Here is a 19,236-nt window from a genome sequence, read left to right as displayed (position 1 = left end):
ATATCACCTACATTTTTTCTATTAAAGGACGGATGCGCTAACATCCGTCCCATTCCGGGCACCCCCGGCCAGGAGACAGTAGAAGGACCGCGGCCGCGGATCGTAGGAGATACTGTCTCGCAATCCATTTTAAGGGATTAGCGGGGTGCTATGCAATGTGTAAAACGAACGGATGTTCTGGTAAAAATCGGCAGGATCTTTTAATTACGCACGAAATCGCATTAATTGAGGGAATTGCAGAATCTAAGGCCAAATACCGAAAAGTTGTCCAGGCTGGTATTGCAAAATGGGTGGGTGACTTTCAAAAGGGACTTATAGAAATCAAAACGATTGATGATTTAAAGAAGCTCGTCGAACTGGATTTGGAACTCCAGCGCGATGAGCTTTAGTTTTTAAAAGAATACCCGGGAGGTGGTGACGAGTGTAGATGCCAAAAGCAAGAAGTCCGAACAGGGATAAAGCGTTTGAGCTATGGAAAGATAGCGGCGGTAAAAAACCGCTAATTGACATTGCTGCGGAACTTGGAATATCCGATGTACAAGTTCGAAAATGGAAGAACGTTGACCAGTGGGAGGAACGGTTGAATGGTAACGCCGTTACCATTCCGAATAGTAACGTTACCAATCAAATGAATAGTAACGTTACCATTAAAAATAAAGGCGGTGCTCCCAAAGGTAACAAAAATGCAGTGGGTCACGGCGCGCCAAAAGGCAATAAGAATGCTCTCGGTAACCATGGAGGCGCTCCTCCCGGGAATAAAAATGCCGTAACGACCGGTGAATTTGAAACCATCTGGTGGGATTGCCTAACCGAAGAGGAGCAAGCTCTTTGCAATACCATCAATACGGATACATTAGCTCAGGTTGAAGATGACCTTAAGCTGATTTCCTTACGGGAGCGCCGCATGATGGAGCGGATCCGGAAACGAATGGACGGTCTGACCGAAAAACAGCGTAAGGTGCTGCACGAATTGCGGGTTGAGAAAAATCCGATTGAGGTATATGACGAAAAGACCGGACAAACTAAAGTGGTCGTGATTCCGGAACCTAAGTTGGTAGTGACTGAAATTACAGAAACGGAATGCCGGGCCATAGACGATATTTTAAAGTTGGAAGAAGCATTAACCCGGGTACAGGAGAAGAAAACTCGCTTAATTGCCTTAAAGCATAGCATTGAAACAGCCAATAAAGGCAGTGAAGGGACTGCTGCTGCTCAAGATCATGCCAAACGGGTACAGGAAGCGTGGGCGAACCGATGATCACTGTTGAGCCTATTTTATTGGAGCCCCGCGCAATTCGTTTTTATGCAGATCATCCGATTGAATATGTAAAGGAAGTAGTTGGCGCAACACCTGACGAGAATCAAGGGCCAATCCTTGAAAGCTGCGCCAAAAAACAGCTTACTTCTGTTCGGAGTGGTCACGGGATTGGTAAATCAGCAGTAGAATCCTGGATCATCAAGTGGGTCATGTATTCCCGTCCATTTCCCAAGGTGCCTTGTACAGCGCCGACACAGCACCAGTTGCACGATATCCTTTGGGCGGAACTCAATAAGTGGAACCGGCAATCTGCCGACGGTGGCCTCTTTGAATGGACCGATGAACGCTTCTATCATAAGGCGCACCGGGAAGAGTGGTTCGCTGTTCCCCGAACTGCAACCAAGCCAGATGCCTTGCAAGGCTTTCATGCGGACCATGTTTTTTATGTGATTGATGAAGCGTCCGGTGTAGCGGATAAGATTTTTGAGCCGGTTCTAGGCGCACTCTCCACCGAAGGTGCAGGGTTGCTGGCCTGCGGCAACCCCACACAGTTGGCCGGATGGTTCTTCGATAGTCATAATAAAAACCGGGGAATGTACAGTGTCTTTCATATTGATGGCCGGAATTCACCCCGGGTATCGAAGCAGTTTGTACAAATGATCATCAATATGTACGGGGAGGATTCCGATGTATTTCGGGTCCGGGTAGCCGGGGAATTTCCCAAAGCCATGCCGGACAGTTTTGTTCCCCTGGATTGGGTGGAACGCAATAGTGAAAAGGTGCTGTTGGTTGTATTACCACGGATGATTGACATCGGGATTGACGTATCTAGATACGGCGACGATGAATCGGTCATCTGTCCGGTCTTTGATAAAAAATATCAGCAGAAGCCGGAAATCTACAACCATAATGATACTATGGAATTGACCGGCCGCACGGTCCAAATGGTGGAGAGATACAATGAAAAATATCAGAACCGGCCGACAAAAATCAAGGTGGACTGCGACGGCCTTGGAGTCGGAGTGCATGACCGATTAAAAGAAATAATTAAAGAGCGTAGATGGAAGCACGTTACCGTCCATGAAGGGCACTTTGGGGGCAAAGGCGGTTTGTTGAAATCGGATGACCCGGTTCGCTTTTCCAACAGTACTGGCTTAATGTGGGGAATCCTCCGGGAAAAACTTAGGCATGATGATATTGTTCTCTGGTATGACGATCGTCAAATCAGCCAGATCAGTAATCGCAAATATCGGGTTAACTCCGACGGAGAAATTGAGCTGGAACGAAAAGAAGACATGAAAAAGCGTGGACTTACGTCTCCGGACCGGGCCGACGCTTTAGTTTTGGCATTATGGGAACCGCAGTCCAAGATTTTTGCCGGACGAATGGATATTTACTAGGGGGAGGTGAAAGTGTGGCCGAGAATAAAGACAGCGCACCAAACATTATTCCGTTTGTACCCATCAATGACAACTATGAGTTTTTGGATCACGCCTATACCGGCGGCGGCGGTTTTTTGGACGGCAGTTACTTAGTGCCCCATGTTCAGGAGACTCCGACGAAATACAGCCGGCGCAAGGCCCTATCCTATTATGCAAACTATGTGAAAACGGTAGTCAACTCGCTGGTTGATCCGGTTTTTCGCAAACAGGCTGTACGAGATTGGGACGGCCGGGAGCGGGAGAACGAACTCTTCTCCCTATTTCAGAAAGACGTAGACCGAAAAGGAACCACTATCCAGCGGTTTATGAAAAAGACGCTGAAGAAAGCGAAGCTGCATGGCGTAGCGTTCCTGGTGGTCGATAATGCGCCAGACCAGCCGGTGAATCAAGCTGAGGTTATTGCACAGCGCGCGTTTCCCTACGTGTATTTAGTGCAAGCGAGGCAGGTCAAAGCCTATGAATGTAATAAAGACGGAATCCTTACTTCCATCACCTATGAGATTTATTCACGGCAGGCCAGTGGGACTGCCGTAACGCAAAAGCTGGCGGAACGCTGGACCTGGACCGAAACATCTTGGAAAAAAGAAGCGGGGGGCGGAACAACGGAAACAGAGCACAACTTAGGCGTTGTGCCCGTCATTCCGCTTTTCGGTACCGAAGCCGACGACGGAGATATGTCGCCCGTCAGTGATATGCTGGCCATCGCGAGAATTAATCTCGCGATTTTTAATTTGTGCAGTGAACTGCGGGAACCATTACGGAATCAAGCCTTTGCCATGCTTTGCTATCCGATAACTGATTCGGCTGATTTTGACCGGTTAAAGGACATGGTGACTGGTACGGAAACGGCTCTGGGATATGACGGGACCGCCGGCACCGCTCCGTCTTTTATTTCTCCGTCAGCGGATCAGGCGGCGCTGATTCAGAATGAACTGAGTCGTCTAGTCGATGAAATCTATCGGATTGCCAACCTTACTAGTGTGGTGGGGTTACAGCAGAAAGTATCCGGGGTTGCCAAACAATGGGATTTCGAGCAAACCAACCAGTGTTTGGCGGATCTGGCCGAGAACTGCCAGAATGCGGAACTGCGGATTGCGTATCTATTTGAAAAATGGACGAACTCAACCCTTCATTACCGCTGCGTTTATCCGGACGATTTCGGGATTGTGGATATTGGCGCCGCTCTGGACGAGGTTACAAAGGCGATGGACCTTAATATCGGCGGCAAATTTCAGAAGGAAGTTAAACGCAAAGCGGCGGAAACCTTTCTGGGGGACCTGCCGGAAGACCGGTTTGACGCGGTAATGGAGGATATTGAGCAGCAAACCGAAGCAGTGCAACAAGCAGCCGCCTTTAAAATAAATCCGGGGGAGAACTAGTGGATGGCCAAGCGTGACGATTATGTCAAAACGTTGTTAACGGTTTTGGCTGAATACGGCAAAACCATGGATGCCGAAGGCGCTTTGCTGGTTAAGGCAATCCGCGAACTACTGGACAAAGGCGTACCGGTCGCTGCTGCCGTGGAAACGGCGCTGAAACAGCTAGAATATCCTGCGATGATTGCAGAAAGTATCGTGAATTCGATCTATCGAATGGCTTTAGCCGGGTACGGCATCCCTACATCGATTCGTGTAAAGGCTTCTATTAAAGAAGCAATCACCCAGACGCTAACCGAGGTTCCCTGGTCCGGTGACCAAATGAAACTTTCCACTCGGTTATATGGTACGGGGAAAGCCATGCGGGAAACGATTGTAAATACCATTCAGACGTCGCTGAACCGGCAAAAGGGACTGGAAGCGTTATCCAGGCAACTCTATGACGGGTATAAATCAGGGAAGAATGTAATTCCTCCGGCCGACTTGCCTGAATATCTGAAAAAACTGCATACAGCGGCCCGAGCGGTGGCATCCGGGGACACAGCGTCGAGGAAAGAATTTGAGAAAGCTCTTGGCAGCGCGAAAGCTAACATGGATAAAATGACTGTCAGAAACCGAGCCGGGACACCGAATGGCGATTTGATGCTCACCTATAAAAATTTGATGAAAGAAGCCGAGAAGATTGTCAATGCCGCCGGAAAGCTCAATACGGAAGCGTTGGATCGGGCTGCATGGGTAGCTGTACAGGAAAAAGCCAGGTATCACGCGGACCGGATTGCCCGGACGGAGAACGCCCGGGCCTGGTTTGACGGGTTTGTTTTGGAAACACAAAACGATGAGCTGGTTTGGGGTTATCACTGGGTCCTCAGTAACCGGCATAAGTATGTGCTGTTTGATCAATGTGACGTATGTGCGAATGCCGATGTCGGTTATGGCCCGGGGATTTATCCAAAAAACAAAGTTCCGTTGATTCCGCGGCACCCGCACTGTATGTGCAGCTTAGAACTGGTTTACTATGATGAGGTGGATCCATCTGTATCGTTTAATCCGGACGGGGTCCGCGAGTATATTGACGGCCTCAGAAATGCGCAAAAGGAAACGTTGTTTGGCGTGCAAGGCGTCAGGGAATATGAGAAGGGGGCCAACTGGCAAACCCTGCTGCGCGGTTGGGATGGATTTAACAATCCGTCCAGCCGGCTAAAGCCGAAAGACATGGCAGGCTTTGATTGATATCAGGAAACTGCTGAAGTGGAGGTGATTCGAATGCAAAAATAGTAAACGCCGACCAGGCGTTTTTCTTTTATCCCAAATTAGAAGGAGGCTAAACAACTTGAATTTAGAGGAACTACTCAAAGCCCTGGGCCTGCTGCCGGAGGGGCAAAAATTCGTAGAGGCGATCAAGACTATTCTCGCAGTTAAGGACGGTGAAGTCGCCAAGAAAAGCAATCAATATAAAACCCTAACCCAGACCCTCAAAGAAACCGAGGACAAGCTGAAAACTGTCACGGGGCATCTGACTAAGTTTTACGACCATACCGGGATTGATGATACGGCCGAGGACCTGGATGCAGCTCTGGAGGAATACATCAAAGGCATTACCAGTGGCAAAGGAGATGGGAAACCGGCTCCTGAGATCGCCCAGCTCCAGAAAGATCTTGCCAAGCTGCAGCGGGAACTCAAAAAATCAATCGAGGCGCAAACGGCAGCCGAGAAAAAGGCTGAGGAGGAAACAGCGAAACGGCAAACCAGCGAAAAGAATCGCGTTCTCTTGGCGGCGCTTACGGAAAATAAGGCCATCAAACCGGATCAACTCCTAAAAATCCTTTCCGATCGACTCAAAGTCACCGATGATGATTCGGTCGTTTTTGTTAAGGAAGATGGGGAGGAAATCAAGGTGCAGGATGGCGTGAAAAGTTATTTGGACGCCAATCCGGAATTTATGCAGAATTACCAAAACCCCGGCGGCGGCAGCGGTGGCGGCAGTTCTACAGGAGGACAGGCCGGCAGTTTCGGCAAAGAGCTGGCCAAACAGGTCAGCACGCAGCAAACCCAATCACTGCAAAAAGGCAGAGAATTTTATTTTGGCAAAGGAGAGTAAAGAGCCATGAAATTTGTGCAAACGGATTATTTAGGGACCAAAAATATACTTCGATTCCCGGACCATTATGCAGCCGTTCCGGTGATTGTCGATGATACGGGGATTACGGCAGATGAGGACGGTAAAAAGATTGTACCGGCCGGTACCATTATCGCCGGGGTGGGCGGCAAGGCGTTGGCGGACCCGGATAACATCAAGGTCGCTCATGCCAATACGGCTGACGCGGAAGGGGTTCTGCTTAATGACGTAGATGTTACCTACGGTTCCCACGGCGGCGCGATGCTGATTCACGGGTTTTTAAAAACAGACAAGCTGCCGGAGACGCCGGACGCCGCAGCCGTTACGGCTTTGGCAGGCCGCATTGTTTTCCTAAAGTAATGAACATTGAATAATGAGAGGATGAAAATCAATGAGAACTATTTTTGATTTAATTAACGCCCGGGAAATTGGCGTTTACTACACCGAGACGGCTTCCAACCGAATCCCCTACCTGGGGGAAGTGCTGTTTCCGGCCAAAAAGAAACTAGGATTAACGCTGTCCTGGATTAAAGGCAGCCAGGGATTGCCGGTCGCTCTGGCACCGGCGGAATTTGACGTCAAGGCCCCGGTACGGGACCGGATTGGCGTATCCCGCATTGAAACCGAAATGCCGTTCTTCCGGGAAAGTATGCGGATTGGGGAAAAAGACCGGCAGCAAATCCTGATGGCCATGGAAGCAGCCAACAAGGATATTATGAACCCAATCATCCAGAAAATCTTTGATGATGCCGGCAACCTCATTAAAGGAGTTGATGTGGATGCCGAGCGGATGCGCATGCAGCTTTTGGCCGGCGGGAAAATCAAGATTGCCGCCAGCGGCGTGGCTTATGATTATGACTATAAGATGAAGTCCTCTCAAAAGCGGTCCTTGAGTGGTACGAGCAAGTGGTCCGATACGGTGAATTCCAATCCCGTAGAAGATATCCTGACGGAGATGGACACAGCCGAGGACGAAACCGGCAACCGGCCTACCAGTGCGATTTGCACCCGGAAAACCTGGGGGTATCTCTTGCAAAATGAAAAAATCAAGAAGGACATGAACGTTCAAAACGGCCAGAACATCATTATGACCGACGCGGTGCTTGAACAATATTTCTTAAACAAGTTGAAGCTGAAAGTTGTGGTGTATAACAAGAAATTTTTACTGGAAGTCAATGGCGCCTCGCAGCAATTTTTCCCGGACAATGTCTTTACCCTGATTCCGGACGGCGATTTGGGCAATACCTATTTTGGTACTACGCCGGAAGAAGCGGATCTTCTGACGAATGCGTCCCAGGCCAAGGTTTCCATCGTGAACACGGGCACCGCGGTGACGACTTACGCCGAGCCGCACCCGGTCAACGTCTTAACCATTGTTTCCGCCATTTGCCTGCCTTCTTTTGAGGCCATTGACAGTGTGCGGATCCTGAGCGTGGCGTAATATGGCGGACGGGGTAATTCAACTGTCAGACCGGAGAGAAGGAGGCCAAGTCCAATTCAGCCTTGACTATAAAGCGCTTTTGATTATGGCGGAAAAATCTCCCGCGATATCACAAAAGGTTATGCAAGCAGCGATGGGAAAAGCGTGCCGGGCCGTGGTGCGCATCGCGAGAGTGAAGCATAAGTTCCGAACGATTAAGGGAAATGCCGACAAGGCGATTCGGTACACCTTTGATAAAAAGGCAGGCGAAGGAGTTGTTTACCTGGATGAGGACAAGGCCCCGTACATTCGCTATCTGCATGAAGGATCCGGCCTTTATGGACCGTATCACAAAGCGTTTGATATCTTTCCTAAAAATAAAAAGATGTTGCGTTTTGCGACGTCGCCGAATACGGCTTTGTGGAGACCCGATCCCTATGGCCGCTTTCATGAAGGCGGTTTTACATATGCATTTGGCGTGACCAATCCCGGTATCAAGAAAGACCAGTTTCTTTATGCTGCCGGAGACGATGCGCAGATGGAAATCCAGGCTATTTTTGACAGTGCCATGAATGATTTAGCCAACCAACTGAATCAGATGACAGGAGGTGCTTAACTATGGCTTATTTTGATCCAGTAGAAGTTCGTGATGAACTTTTAAAAAGCCTTATTAAGGAGGAAGACATCAAGGAAAGTACTGGCTATATTGATGATATTGCCATTCGTCTTGGCGTGAATCCGGCCAGGATTCCCAAGCCTGCGCCGTATCAGGTAAAGACCCTCGCCCTGTGCTACGCCCTCATGGTGAGCGCGCAAAATGCATCGCTCCAGAACGGCAGCGGCGGTGAAAATGGGGCCGATGCCTATGAAATTAAGCGCAGGGTCTATAAAGCGCGGGTGGATGAATTGGAAGCCCAGGTTACGATGCAAACCTTGCTTGGCGGCGGCAGCGCCGGCCGGAAGTTTCCGGTCTCTATCCCTTTGGGGCGGTGCTGACATGCTGTACTGGTGGCCAATCGCCAAGCATGTAAGCGCCTTTCTGGCGGCAAAGCCGGAATTCGCGGCTCCTTGGAGCATTTACCCTGGAAGTAAGGGAAGTGCCAAGTCATATCCGTGTATTGAGGTGCAATGGGATGAGGAAGCAGGAGTCTCGATCCATAAAGCCAACCAAGGCAATCTTACCCTTTGGCTGGATATTTGGGTACGTTCCGACCAGGTAACGCCGGATGAAGTGTATCAACAGCAGTATGAGGCGCAGCTTGCGATTTTAAACAGTTTGGAAGAGTGGTCCGACTTGCTTTTAGAGGAGGTAGGTCTGGCGGTTAAAATCGATTGTCCGGGAATTGCCTCCCAGGGAACCATTACCCGGCCGTCCTTTGGCTGCCGCATGATCATTACAATGGAATGGAGGAAGTGAGAAGATGGGAACTCCGAGTGCAAAAAATCTTTTACTTGGCGCAGGCCAGGTTTTCTTCGACCGGTTCGATGCCGGCGGCAATCGTACCGGTCTTCGTCATTTCGGCAATGTGCCGAAATTCAATCTAAAGACGGAAGTGGATAAGGTTGAGAAAAAATCATCCATGAATGCGGCGCGGACAACCTATGCCGAGGCGATTCGGGAAATTAAATCGAGCGCGGACTTGACGCTGGAGGAATTTGACCCGGCGAATCTGGCGCTGGCTCTATTGGGTGAGGAAGGTGTTATTATCCAGGAAGCCGGTAGCGTAGCTGACCAAAAGCAAAAAGCCTATAAGGGGCGTATGATTCAAGTCGATGCCTATAATATCTCTGATATTGTCGTAAAGCCTATCAATCCAACGCCGGCTGTTATTGCGGCTGTGGCGCCGGTCGGGAATGTAACCAGTGATGGTACGGTGACGTCGAGCGGCACCTATACCGGCGCCACCGCGGAAGGTTATTACATCGTGATTACTGCCGCTCCCACGAATGCCGGGACGATTACCGGTTGCAAATATCAATGGAAGAAAGGATTATCCGGAGTGCTAAGTTCAGATGTTACTGCATCCGGAAATGCTCAATCGCTTGAAAAAGGAATCAGTGTGAAGTTGTCGCTAAGCGGTTCCCAGAGCTTTGTCGTAGGAGATACGTGGAAAATTTCAGTTACGCCGGCGATGACCGAATATACAGCTGGGACTGATTTTAAAACAAACAGCGTACTTTGCCGCGGCGGGCTGATTTCTATTCCCGAGACTTCCCGTATTCCGGATGCTACAGATGTGTTGGTTAGCTACACAAAAGCGGCCGGCGCATTTCCTAAAGTAGCGGCGGCCACGGTTGGTTCTGTGGAAGGATTTATGCTGTTTTTGGGTGACCCAACCAAAGGACCCGCTTATAATGGGGAGTTCTGGCATGTATCGGTTACACCAAACGGTGACGTGGCACTAATCGGGGAAGATTTTGCCGGGTTTGATATTACCGTTACTGTTCTGGATGACCGCGAAAATCACCCGAATGAACCGCTACACCGTTTAATTAAGCTGAATTAACACAGGAGGGCGAGCATGATTGCGTCGCCCTTAACTTATTTTTGAAGGAGATCGATTATGAGCGACAAGGATTTGGAGATTCTCATTCCGGATAACCCGGTTACTTTGGCCAGCGGGGAAATCGTCGTGATTCGCCCGTTTCCCTTTGCCAAGTTGCCGCGGGTCATTGCTTTGATTAATTCGATTGGTGTTGGGATTTTCTCGCTGTTAGAAGCCCGGAACGGGGTTACTGTCGGTGAAGTTGAATCGATAGCAGGTACAGCTACGTTAGAAATTGATGATTTAGTTGTAAATAAGGTTAATGAATTTGTCACTTCTCATTTTGACGAAGTCATTGAAATCATGGGCATTTATTGCAGTCGGCCGAAAGAATTCTTTTTAGATGAAGAAAAAGGGCCGAACATTGAAGAAGCCTGCGTAATTCTCTTTACCATTATCGAACGGCATCTTGTTTTTTTTACGAAAACGCTGCGGCCGATTCTGGCGCAGATCCGGAGCAAGACGCAGTTACCTGGGGACACATCGTCAAAACCTTAAAACGGGAAGGGCATTTGTTTAGCGAGATCATGAACTATACGCTGGATCAGATGCTCTTTTTCTATACCGATGCGGTATTATCCAGGATCGACTATATGCAGGACGTTCGAGTGGCCGTATGGGGCGATGAAAAAGGACTGGAAAAATACATGACCAGAATTGTGGAGGGGTAAGCGTGGCTACAATTAAATTAACGATTTCTGCGGAAAACGCGCAGGCGATCGCTGCCCTGAAACAAATCGCCGGGACCGCAGTGCAGACGGGAAGCAGCATTGAAAAGGCCGGAACGGGCGGTAGCAGTGCTCTAAGTCAAGCAGCTGGCAGTGCAGTGTCATTAGGACAGAAATTAGCCAATATTACCATTGTTGCTGGCGGCATTACAATGGTACTGAATAAGATAAAAGAGGCAGCCAAGGCTTTGATTGCACCGGGCATTGACTTTTCTAAGCAAATGGAAATCAGTAAACTCGGTGTTGCCGGCGTACTCATGAGCATGACCCTGTTGAATGGACAGGCATTACAGCTTCCTCAGGCATTAGCTATTAGCGGGAAGTCACTGGATGAATTAGCGGAGGCAAGCGGTCGAATTGGTTTGCCCTTAAGTGAATTGAGTGAAACATTCCAGGCAATTGTTGGCGCCGGATTAACGCAAAAGATGACCATGCAAGAAATCGTGGATTTTACGATTACAGGGACCAAAGCAGTAAAAACAATGATGGCCGGCGTTGGCAATGAAGGCATGCAGATTGTCCAGGAACTGCGTAGCATGGTTAGCGGAAACATTGACCAGAATTCCCAGGTGGCGCGGTCCCTGGGGATCACTAATGCCGATATTGAGAAGGCGAAACAAAGTGCCGGCGGACTATTCAAGTATTTACAGGACAAGTTAAGTGGTTTTGCTGAAATCGTGAAAGTATATCCGGACACTCTGAAAGGCAAGATGGATCGACTGAAGACCGTGTTTCAGCAGGTCAGCAGCCAAGGCTCAGAACCCTTTACGGAACTGCTAAAGGAAGGCTTGGATGCGATTACGGCTCAGTTGCTGGTCACAGAGACGCATGTGACGGAAACGGGAGAAACGCTAAAAACGGTGAAACTGAATCCGGAACTGATTAGCGATTTTAAGCAAGTTAGCACCTACATCGTGGGGCTTTTACACGATGGGGCGAATTTCGCCGTTACATTAGGAAGTCTAGCTTCCGGGCCTGCGTCGGCGGTATTAGCCGTAATTAAACTCATTCTTGATAATGCGGCGCAAGTTACTTTCACTCTTTTGGCGTGGATGGCTATTAGTAAATTACGGCCAATTTTAGTAGATATTATTCAACAAATACAATATGAACTTTCTATTTTCCGGATGTTGGTGGCAACGAGCGGAGCGTTCAAGGCGACTCTAATCACTACGGGCACGGTGATTAAATCGCTATTGGTTACGACCGGGTGGGGTATATTAGCGGCAGCAATTGGGTATGCTGCTGATCAAGCTTTTAAGTTGTATGAAAATCTAACGAAAGCGGGTAAGGCCAAGCACAACTATTTCAAGGAAAAAGAAGATAGTATGCGTCCTATTCCTGAACAATTGGAAGGAAAGCTTAGTCAGCCTATCTATAATGTCAATTCCGATGTAAATATGGGAGGCATGAGCCAAGAAGTCATTCTTAAGTTAGAGAAGTTCATTGCCGCGATTAACTATATGTTTCCTGACCGAGAGGTGACGGTAACCAGCGGTTACCGAGATTGGGGAGGACATATAAATGGACAAAAGGCGGACATCGATGTTCAAGGAATGAAAGATCCCTTATTTAGACAGCAATTAATTAGTCTTGGTAAGGAGTTTGGGATTGCCATCCTGGATGAAGTGGATGGACCGGCTTCGGACACGCCGGAAGCTCGTGAGAATTGGGGTCCCCATCTTGATTTGGATATGAACGGTGCCGGATTGCAAACAGGGGGGCAGGGTGATCTGTCTCTCAAGAATCCGAAAGATGAGGCGGAGTCCATCGCGAAAGCAAAAATTGCTTTGGCGGAAGCGACGGAAAAGCAGGAACTGCAAGCCTATCTTGATGGGGTGAAAAGCGACCAATTAAAGCTGGATCAACGCAGGCAAGCGACGAAGGATAATCTTGTCAGTGATGAATTACCCGCCATCAGCGAAGCCGACTATTACAAACAAACCGATTTGAATAAAGTGGCCCAGGTGGAAGTGGAAATTAAGCTACTGGAAACCCAACGAGATAATCTGCAGAAGCTGGCAACCAATAATAACCTGGATGGTGCGGAAGCTTCGGTTAATTTAAAAGCTCAAATAGTAGAAAAGGAAACGGAAATTGCCCAAAAGCGAAATGAACTGGCGCAAACTCTACAGCAGCTTGGGTTTGAAGAAGCGCAGGCCCAAAAAGATCTTTTGGAGAAAATCACTGATATGCAAGCCCAACTTCTGGAAGCGCAAGGAAAAACGGCTGAAGCTGCCAGAATACGAAATGAAAAGGACAAACAGCAGCTGATTACTCAGCTAAAGGCGAATGATCAAACTGATGCGGTAGAAACGGTTACGAAGCTTTACGACATAAAACAGGCACAGGCCGATTTTGAGCAACTGTCGATGGAATACGAAAACTATAAAACAAAACTGGAAGATGATATCGCTGAACTAGGGATGCAACTTTCCGGCGGCAATATTGCTCCCGGCGTATATAGAACTAAACTACAGAATTTACTTGTGGAGTTTGATGGTTATACAAAAGGCATCAAGGACAAATTTGACGCACTAGTAAAAGTACTGAATGATCCCAAATTTACGGAGCAGATCCACAATATGATTCCGGAAGAGATGCAAGACCATTTTACGAAATTAAATGACCTGGTTACGCGTATCCAAAATGAAGAACAAACCCGGTTAGCTGCCCTGGATTTAGAAAAAGCACAAACCGGTATGACAGACCTTTCGTATGATCAGAAAAAGTTAGAGATTCAGAAACAAACTGCCCAGACTATATTAAATGAACTGATCCCTGCTATGGATAAATTGAAGCCCTATTTATCGCCAGATCAATATAATGGGTTTGTAAAGCTAAAACAGGACATCGAGGGAGTTACGAATCAGCTGGATCCGCTCAAAGAAAAACTAAATGATATGGCGCGAAACAGTTTAGAGGAGTTTTTTACAACTGGGATTAATGAGTGCAAAAATCTGGGCGATGCGTTCCGGAATCTCATTTCATCCATGTTGAGCGAACTGCAACGGCTCTATGCGAAAGAGTTGGCGAGCCGCCTTTACAATGGCTTTGCCAATTTATTTGGAGGACTTGCGTCTGGGTTAGGGTCCGGCACTAAGACAACCGTAAATTCCAAAGATCATTATGCCGATGGCGGTCGGATTAATAGTGGCAAAATCTCCGGGCCCGGTACCAGTACTAGCGATAGCATTCTCGCGTGGGTTGGCAATGCACGCAAGTTCATTCGGATTGCGAATGGCGAATTCGTAATGCGCGGGGCGGCCGTTCGAAAATATGGTGTAGCATATCTTGATCGTTTAAATCGGGGGCTTGTGCCCAAGAGGATGCTGCCTGCATTTGCTGCCGGCGGTTCTTTGACCGGGAGTACTAAGACAGTACAAAGTCCTCAAGAATTAGCGGCATCTTTAGTCAATAATAACAGCACCAGTATTCCCTTGAAGATCATTAACGTGAATGATCCCAATGAAGTAGGGCGCTACCTGAACAGCCAGGCCGGGGAAAAAGTCATGGTTAATTGGATGAAAAACAATGTTGGTACGGTACGGCAGATATTGAAGATTCGGGGGTAAGGTTGTATGGTAAAAAAATACTTTTACAAATTGTATAAACAGGGTATAATGAACATAGGATAAAACATCAAACGCCCCTGCGGGGGCAGGAGCGTTTGACTTAGGAATACGGGAGTTACCTCCGTAGTTCTTGGATGATCAAATAAATCATCCAGAGAAAACCGCTTGAGACGCTGATCTTAAACCATTTCGTCTTAAAGCGCATGGAAATCACCTCCTGTATTCGGTTTTGGGACGAGTAGCCGCTCGTCCCTTTAACATTATAGCACGGGAATTGGAAAAAACGTCCTGATACAGGACGTTTTTTTATGCCTAAATTCAGTATTTGCCAAGAAAGGGTGGTACCATGGCAACTTACAACGGAACGGCCAATAACCTGCAGGAGCTCCTGCAAGGCTTGACCGTTTTTCTTACGGATCCGGCCGCGTTCGGTGCCGGCAACGCCTGGCAGCGCATGCGGCCGGCAAGTACCAGCGACATAGTAGACGAAGTAATCTTGAAAGGCGTCGGCGATGGGCAGGACGCCATATATATTGGCTTCAAAATTAAACCCGGGGCCGTGAGCGGACAGCAAGACCTTGTCTTAAATGGCTTTGCCGGGTACGATTCCGGCCTTACCTGGGAGGAGCAGCCGGGATCCATTTATCATGCCAAACTGCCAACCCTGGCGCTCGTATCCAATACTTTTCTTACCTACTGGGTCAGCGCCAACACCAGCCGGGTCATTCTGGTTGTTGAACTGTCGAGCCAATATGAGAGCGCTTATCTTGGCCTCATGAAACCGGTGGCCGTAGAGCGGCAGTATCCGTATCCTTTGGTAGTCGGCGGCAGCTATATTGAAGGTAGTGCCTGGACCAACAACACGCCGGGACACAGTGCCTTTACCAACCCGGGCAGCGATGTATACGCCGGATTGGGCGCCTACGGAACACACGCTGCAGACAACTCTCAGGAGGATACCACGTCACTGCGGGTGCGCCGGCCCGACGGCTCTTGGCGCTCCGGACTGAACCGCAGCAATGTGGACAAGGCGCTGCACTTTGAAAAACTGTGCGTGTGGCCGACCAATACCGAACCGGTCCGTACCCTCACGGTGTATGACAAGACGCTGACTATTGAGAATGTCATCATGTACCCGTTTTTGTTATACGAGAGCTATCCCGTAGGAATCCTAGGGCAGTTTGACGGGGTATATTGGGTGGGCAACCGGGAAGATTTGTCGGCTAAGGACAGCATTGTCTACAACGATAAAGTGTATAAGGTCTTCAGTAATGTCTTCCGACGCGACAATGACCAATATTTTGCCATCGAATGGGCGTAGGGGGAGCGGACTATGCCATATACACACGGCTATGCGGCCGGATTTGACGAGCTTATCGCCCAAATCATAGAATGGGCAACGGATACAACAGTTCACGGCGTCGATGCCTGGGAACTTATGCGCAGCGAACCCTGGCCCCGTGGTACCATTTTAAAGACCCACGGTTGGGAAGAGGGAGAACATTTCTATATCGGCCTCATGCCCCAGGCTATTCAAAAAGGAAAAACCTACAGTGACTGGTTCTTGCAAAAGCAAGTTCTCGCCTCCCGGTTTGTGTGGGCGGCCGATGGACTGAATCTACCGGGGCAAGCTTTTGACGCCGCCGGACAAGTCATAACAATTAAGACATACAGCTCAGCCAGCAGCAATGTGACCTATTCCTTTTCCTCTCCGCCGGATATCTTTACTGCCTCCGCGCAAGCCTTGTTTTTCGGCGTATTCAAGCAATATGCTGAGGGATTAGACTGGCACGAACAGCCAGGAGGTATGGACTTCAACGAGATTGAGCTGCAGCCGATCTATTATGTGAGCAGTAGAAATACGCACACGAAAATGAAATTTTCGCCGCCCTTGTTTCCTGGAACTGGGTATCCGGCCATTAGCATGGATTATTCCGGCCCAATTGAGGGGTACATTGAATACTGGCTCACAAAGGACGCCCACCGCCTAATTGTAGTGGTTAAGAACCGGGAGTACTGGGATATGGCGTATCTTGGCTTTTTGGAACCGTATCAGGCTAAGACCCAATATGCGTTTCCAGCCGTAGTCATCGGCGGGACTTCCGGTGCGGTCATGGGCGGCGAAGACGTCGTGCTCAATACCGGCAGCAGTATCACGTATTCCACCGCGGTTTCCGGTGTCCGCTTTGATTACCGGCCGTCGAATTGGGCGCTTACACATGGGGTGCCTATGTTTGCCGGCGCACCGGCCGATGAAAGAGCGGCCTTATCCCAGGTTCGCCTGATGCTGCCGGATGGAGAGTGGCAGTCCTTTGCGAATTGGGTTCAGGGAGCGACGGTTGTCAATAATACCAATTCCAGCGGGACGGTCACGGGTCATTCCTTTACCCGCAGTGAGCCTACGCGGGCTGCCAAAATTGGCCATTTTTTACGGCCGGCTTGCAGCGACCTCGGGGGAACGGGGCATGTCTACCGGACTAATAAGAATAAGCTAACCTATCAAATGGAACCATTGGAGTTTGTGGAAGACGCCGGCTCGGTCCATAACCTCTTTGGCCGGGCCTGGCGCGTATACTGGCCCAGTTTCCGGGTAACACAATACGGGGAAATAAGGATTGACGGCAAACTTCATCTCATGTTGCCCAACGCTTGGGAAGACCGCCGTTGGTATATCGCGAACGGAAGGACCAATCTTATCGATCCGGATAGTCTATTAGCGCAGGAAAACGAAATTGAACGACTTTCCCGGCAGATGAACTGCCTGGTCAGATTGGAGGATTAGTATGGCCTATCAATTATTTAAAAACGTCGGCGGGCCGAATGATGTATTAACGAAGATTCGGGATTTTGCCGTAGCGCAGGGATGGACGGTGCTGGAAAATTTGACAGAGGACTTACCTCTGGATGGGATGGCGACCAGTGACGGTTTGCGCCTGGTGATTCAGCATGGAGATGTGATTGCTCATTTCCGGTCCGCCAATGGGAAAGCAATTTTTCCCACCCAAGTCAATACGGATAACGCTTATGGTATTGGCTTAGTTTGTTCCACCGCATACACGGCCATTCCGGTCAGCGGCAAATGGTTTGATCAGACGGGTGCTACAGTGCATACGTCCGGACAGATAATGGGCGCGGGAATTCCCGTCAAGCCTGACAGTGGCTGGAATCTGTACCTGAATGCCATTTCGGACCCCAATATTCTCTTGCTTGTTTCCCTGGAGGTAGCGGCCGGCGTATTTCAGCATTTGGCCGTGGCCAATGTACAAAAAATTGGTTCTTGGACGGGCGGCACAATTTATAGCGGCAGCCGCAACAGCTACTATATGTTCACCGCATCAAAAACATTTGACGCTACCACCATCGAAGCAGAAAGCAATCCGCTATTCGGCATGAGCAAATACGCCAGTACGTTTCTCCGGGCGGATATTGATGCCGCGCCGCAGCGTTTGCCGGCCATATTGTGGGCGAGCGCCGGCGCCGATTTGGCGGATCTGAAGTATGGCTATACCGGCAAAATCCTGGGGCTGCCGGTTAAAAAGCAGGATACCCTAACTGAAACCTGGGACCCCAAGATTCCGCATTATGCCTATCTGCAGTCCCAGGCGACGACCGATCCCGGGCGCAACGTGAATACCCTAAACTGTATTTCGGTCAACTTGCCCATGGCGCTCTATGTGCAGCGGGACCCGGACGGCCTGCGCAATTTTAGCCAATGCGGCTATGTGCCGGGTATCTATTTTGTTTCCACTCGCAATATGGCGCCGGGGCAAACCTATGAAATCGATTATCCCCAGTCCGGCAAACTGCATCAAGTCTTTCCTTTTACGCGCCGGGGCGGACTCTATGGTTATGACGGATTTTCAGTGCAGCAATAAGGTGGGGTGAACCGGTGAGAAATGCAGCGATGTTTCTTGCAATTGAGGGAATGTCTGTTAAAAATCCAATGTTTACGACGCCGCCCCATCCTTTTTATTCGGTATATGCCCAGGACTTAGCGACGGTTATGGGAATGACGATTCCCGCTACGATCCGGGGGAATGAACTAACGAATACGCTGTTAGGGTATTTGCGGATTCCATGGGGAGAGGAGACGACTCTGAACTATTCGGCATTGCAAGAGGGCTGGACCTATACTTGGGATGTAGATCAAAAAACATTTGCCGTGACGGATGCGAATAACGCGATTACGCTGTACCGTGATATCGGGAGTATTAGCGCCCTTGGCGTATCCTGGGATGTATTGACCAGCGCTCAATTCTTGATTAAGACGCCGGCGTACCTGCAATGGTCTGTCTTTCTTATTGCTGCTAAGCAAGATAAAAAGCAGAATTGCAAGCTGGTTTCGTATGCGTGGGGTGAGGCGGATCATTATCTGGTCACTCTTTTTCATGCGGTTTATTCCTTCCTCGTTGGTTGGCCAACCGGAGTCGGCGGCGATGCCGGCTTAACCCAGGATGACTATAGCGGAATCGCGGTTCTTTCTGATTGCCTGCTGGCCAAGGCCAAAGAGTTGGTGACCGCGGGCGGCTATCCAAACAACCTGCAATCCGGGAATCGCGGGATTTGCGGTTCCAAAGCGGCCGTTAAGCGGCAGAGCCTCTTAGCAATGATAGAATCAACGCTGATGATCCGGCTGTTTGCCGCCAAGTTATTGAACGGATCGGATGCAGTGTTCGAACCGTGGCTGCTCTATAAACTCTTTCAGTGGCTGGGGCAGGCTCAACCCAGCGAGTCGGCTGATAAAATTTTTGATCTTTCGCCGTGGTGGGGGTAAC

The 19,236-nt window shown here is 49.2% G+C and carries 19 protein-coding genes; all 19 read left to right on the top strand.

What is annotated here, in order from left to right:
• Positions 1–155: 155 nt before the first annotated feature.
• The 19 genes from LUCIF_RS03900 to LUCIF_RS03815 all read left to right on the top strand — a co-directional run bounded on the left by LUCIF_RS03900 (position 156) and on the right by LUCIF_RS03815 (position 19,235).
• The gene (locus LUCIF_RS03900) at positions 156–389 is read left to right on the top strand and encodes a hypothetical protein (protein WP_122626570.1); all 234 of its coding nucleotides are present in this window, start codon (positions 156–158) and stop codon (positions 387–389) included.
• Between the two features lie 38 nt (positions 390–427).
• Complete coding sequence (terS, locus tag LUCIF_RS03895) at positions 428–1,258, top strand: phage terminase small subunit (protein WP_122626569.1); 831 nt, start codon at positions 428–430, stop codon at positions 1,256–1,258.
• Positions 1,243–2,658 (top strand): terminase B, encoded by a 1,416-nt coding sequence (locus tag LUCIF_RS03890; protein WP_207856937.1) that lies wholly within the window; start codon positions 1,243–1,245, stop codon positions 2,656–2,658. Before terS ends, LUCIF_RS03890 begins: the two co-directional genes overlap by 16 nt.
• A 14-nt stretch (positions 2,659–2,672) precedes the next feature.
• Complete coding sequence (locus LUCIF_RS03885) at positions 2,673–4,079, top strand: phage portal protein (protein ID WP_122626567.1); 1,407 nt, start codon at positions 2,673–2,675, stop codon at positions 4,077–4,079.
• A 3-nt stretch (positions 4,080–4,082) separates the two neighbouring features.
• Complete coding sequence (locus LUCIF_RS03880; RefSeq protein WP_122626566.1) at positions 4,083–5,306, top strand: hypothetical protein; 1,224 nt, start codon at positions 4,083–4,085, stop codon at positions 5,304–5,306.
• A 100-nt stretch (positions 5,307–5,406) separates the two neighbouring features.
• Positions 5,407–6,174, top strand: coding sequence for a hypothetical protein (locus LUCIF_RS03875; RefSeq protein WP_122626565.1), 768 nt, complete (start codon positions 5,407–5,409; stop codon positions 6,172–6,174).
• Between the two features lie 6 nt (positions 6,175–6,180).
• Positions 6,181–6,552: a hypothetical protein gene (locus tag LUCIF_RS03870; RefSeq protein ID WP_122626564.1), complete on the top strand. Its 372-nt coding sequence runs from the start codon at positions 6,181–6,183 to the stop codon at positions 6,550–6,552.
• A gap of 31 nt (positions 6,553–6,583) precedes the next feature.
• The gene (locus tag LUCIF_RS03865; RefSeq protein ID WP_122626563.1) at positions 6,584–7,633 is read left to right on the top strand and encodes a major capsid protein; all 1,050 of its coding nucleotides are present in this window, start codon (positions 6,584–6,586) and stop codon (positions 7,631–7,633) included.
• 1 nt (position 7,634) lies between these two features.
• Positions 7,635–8,228 carry a hypothetical protein gene (locus LUCIF_RS03860; RefSeq protein WP_122626562.1) on the top strand — a complete coding sequence of 198 codons (594 nt, stop codon included), beginning with the start codon at positions 7,635–7,637 and terminating at the stop codon, positions 8,226–8,228.
• Positions 8,229–8,230: 2 nt separating this feature from the next.
• Entirely contained in the window at positions 8,231–8,608 is a 378-nt protein-coding gene (locus LUCIF_RS03855; protein WP_122626561.1) for a hypothetical protein, read from the top strand.
• A 1-nt stretch (position 8,609) separates the two neighbouring features.
• Positions 8,610–9,029: a hypothetical protein gene (locus LUCIF_RS03850; RefSeq protein WP_122626560.1), complete on the top strand. Its 420-nt coding sequence runs from the start codon at positions 8,610–8,612 to the stop codon at positions 9,027–9,029.
• Between the two features lie 4 nt (positions 9,030–9,033).
• Positions 9,034–10,119: a phage tail tube protein gene (locus LUCIF_RS03845; RefSeq protein WP_122626559.1), complete on the top strand. Its 1,086-nt coding sequence runs from the start codon at positions 9,034–9,036 to the stop codon at positions 10,117–10,119.
• Positions 10,120–10,176: 57 nt separating this feature from the next.
• On the top strand, positions 10,177–10,656 hold the full coding sequence (locus tag LUCIF_RS03840) for an FAD-dependent oxidoreductase (protein ID WP_122626558.1): 480 nt from the start codon (positions 10,177–10,179) through the stop codon (positions 10,654–10,656).
• A 29-nt stretch (positions 10,657–10,685) separates the two neighbouring features.
• Positions 10,686–10,829 (top strand): hypothetical protein, encoded by a 144-nt coding sequence (locus LUCIF_RS25935; RefSeq protein WP_165865875.1) that lies wholly within the window; start codon positions 10,686–10,688, stop codon positions 10,827–10,829.
• Between the two features lie 2 nt (positions 10,830–10,831).
• Positions 10,832–14,461, top strand: a complete 3,630-nt coding sequence (locus tag LUCIF_RS03835; RefSeq protein ID WP_122626557.1) for a hypothetical protein — start codon at positions 10,832–10,834, stop codon at positions 14,459–14,461.
• Positions 14,462–14,807: 346 nt separating this feature from the next.
• Positions 14,808–15,782 (top strand): hypothetical protein, encoded by a 975-nt coding sequence (locus LUCIF_RS03830; RefSeq protein ID WP_122626556.1) that lies wholly within the window; start codon positions 14,808–14,810, stop codon positions 15,780–15,782.
• 12 nt (positions 15,783–15,794) lie between these two features.
• Positions 15,795–17,243 (top strand): hypothetical protein, encoded by a 1,449-nt coding sequence (locus LUCIF_RS03825; RefSeq protein ID WP_122626555.1) that lies wholly within the window; start codon positions 15,795–15,797, stop codon positions 17,241–17,243.
• Position 17,244: 1 nt separating this feature from the next.
• Entirely contained in the window at positions 17,245–18,336 is a 1,092-nt protein-coding gene (locus tag LUCIF_RS03820; protein ID WP_122626554.1) for a hypothetical protein, read from the top strand.
• A 14-nt stretch (positions 18,337–18,350) separates the two neighbouring features.
• Positions 18,351–19,235, top strand: a complete 885-nt coding sequence (locus tag LUCIF_RS03815; protein WP_122626553.1) for a hypothetical protein — start codon at positions 18,351–18,353, stop codon at positions 19,233–19,235.
• The last annotated feature ends 1 nt before the right edge of the window (position 19,236 follow it).

The sequence above is a fragment of the Allolucifera butyrica genome (assembly GCF_900476375.1).
Lineage (GTDB): Bacteria > Bacillota > Negativicutes > Sporomusales > UPPP01 > Lucifera > Lucifera butyrica.
This window is presented reverse-complemented; position numbering and strand designations above follow the sequence as displayed.

What these genes read in the sequence shown, in the direction of transcription:
- LUCIF_RS03900 (WP_122626570.1), top strand. Translation starts at nt 156, where the DNA reads ATGTGTAAAACGAACGGATGTTCTGGTAAAAATCGGCAGGATCTTTTA.
- terS (WP_122626569.1), top strand. Translation starts at nt 428, where the DNA reads ATGCCAAAAGCAAGAAGTCCGAACAGGGATAAAGCGTTTGAGCTATGG.
- LUCIF_RS03880 (WP_122626566.1), top strand. Translation starts at nt 4,083, where the DNA reads ATGGCCAAGCGTGACGATTATGTCAAAACGTTGTTAACGGTTTTGGCT.
- LUCIF_RS03870 (WP_122626564.1), top strand. Translation starts at nt 6,181, where the DNA reads ATGAAATTTGTGCAAACGGATTATTTAGGGACCAAAAATATACTTCGA.
- LUCIF_RS03865 (WP_122626563.1), top strand. Translation starts at nt 6,584, where the DNA reads ATGAGAACTATTTTTGATTTAATTAACGCCCGGGAAATTGGCGTTTAC.
- LUCIF_RS03860 (WP_122626562.1), top strand. Translation starts at nt 7,635, where the DNA reads ATGGCGGACGGGGTAATTCAACTGTCAGACCGGAGAGAAGGAGGCCAA.
- LUCIF_RS03855 (WP_122626561.1), top strand. Translation starts at nt 8,231, where the DNA reads ATGGCTTATTTTGATCCAGTAGAAGTTCGTGATGAACTTTTAAAAAGC.
- LUCIF_RS03850 (WP_122626560.1), top strand. Translation starts at nt 8,610, where the DNA reads ATGCTGTACTGGTGGCCAATCGCCAAGCATGTAAGCGCCTTTCTGGCG.
- LUCIF_RS03845 (WP_122626559.1), top strand. Translation starts at nt 9,034, where the DNA reads ATGGGAACTCCGAGTGCAAAAAATCTTTTACTTGGCGCAGGCCAGGTT.
- LUCIF_RS03840 (WP_122626558.1), top strand. Translation starts at nt 10,177, where the DNA reads ATGAGCGACAAGGATTTGGAGATTCTCATTCCGGATAACCCGGTTACT.
- LUCIF_RS25935 (WP_165865875.1), top strand. Translation starts at nt 10,686, where the DNA reads ATGAACTATACGCTGGATCAGATGCTCTTTTTCTATACCGATGCGGTA.
- LUCIF_RS03830 (WP_122626556.1), top strand. Translation starts at nt 14,808, where the DNA reads ATGGCAACTTACAACGGAACGGCCAATAACCTGCAGGAGCTCCTGCAA.
- LUCIF_RS03825 (WP_122626555.1), top strand. Translation starts at nt 15,795, where the DNA reads ATGCCATATACACACGGCTATGCGGCCGGATTTGACGAGCTTATCGCC.
- LUCIF_RS03820 (WP_122626554.1), top strand. Translation starts at nt 17,245, where the DNA reads ATGGCCTATCAATTATTTAAAAACGTCGGCGGGCCGAATGATGTATTA.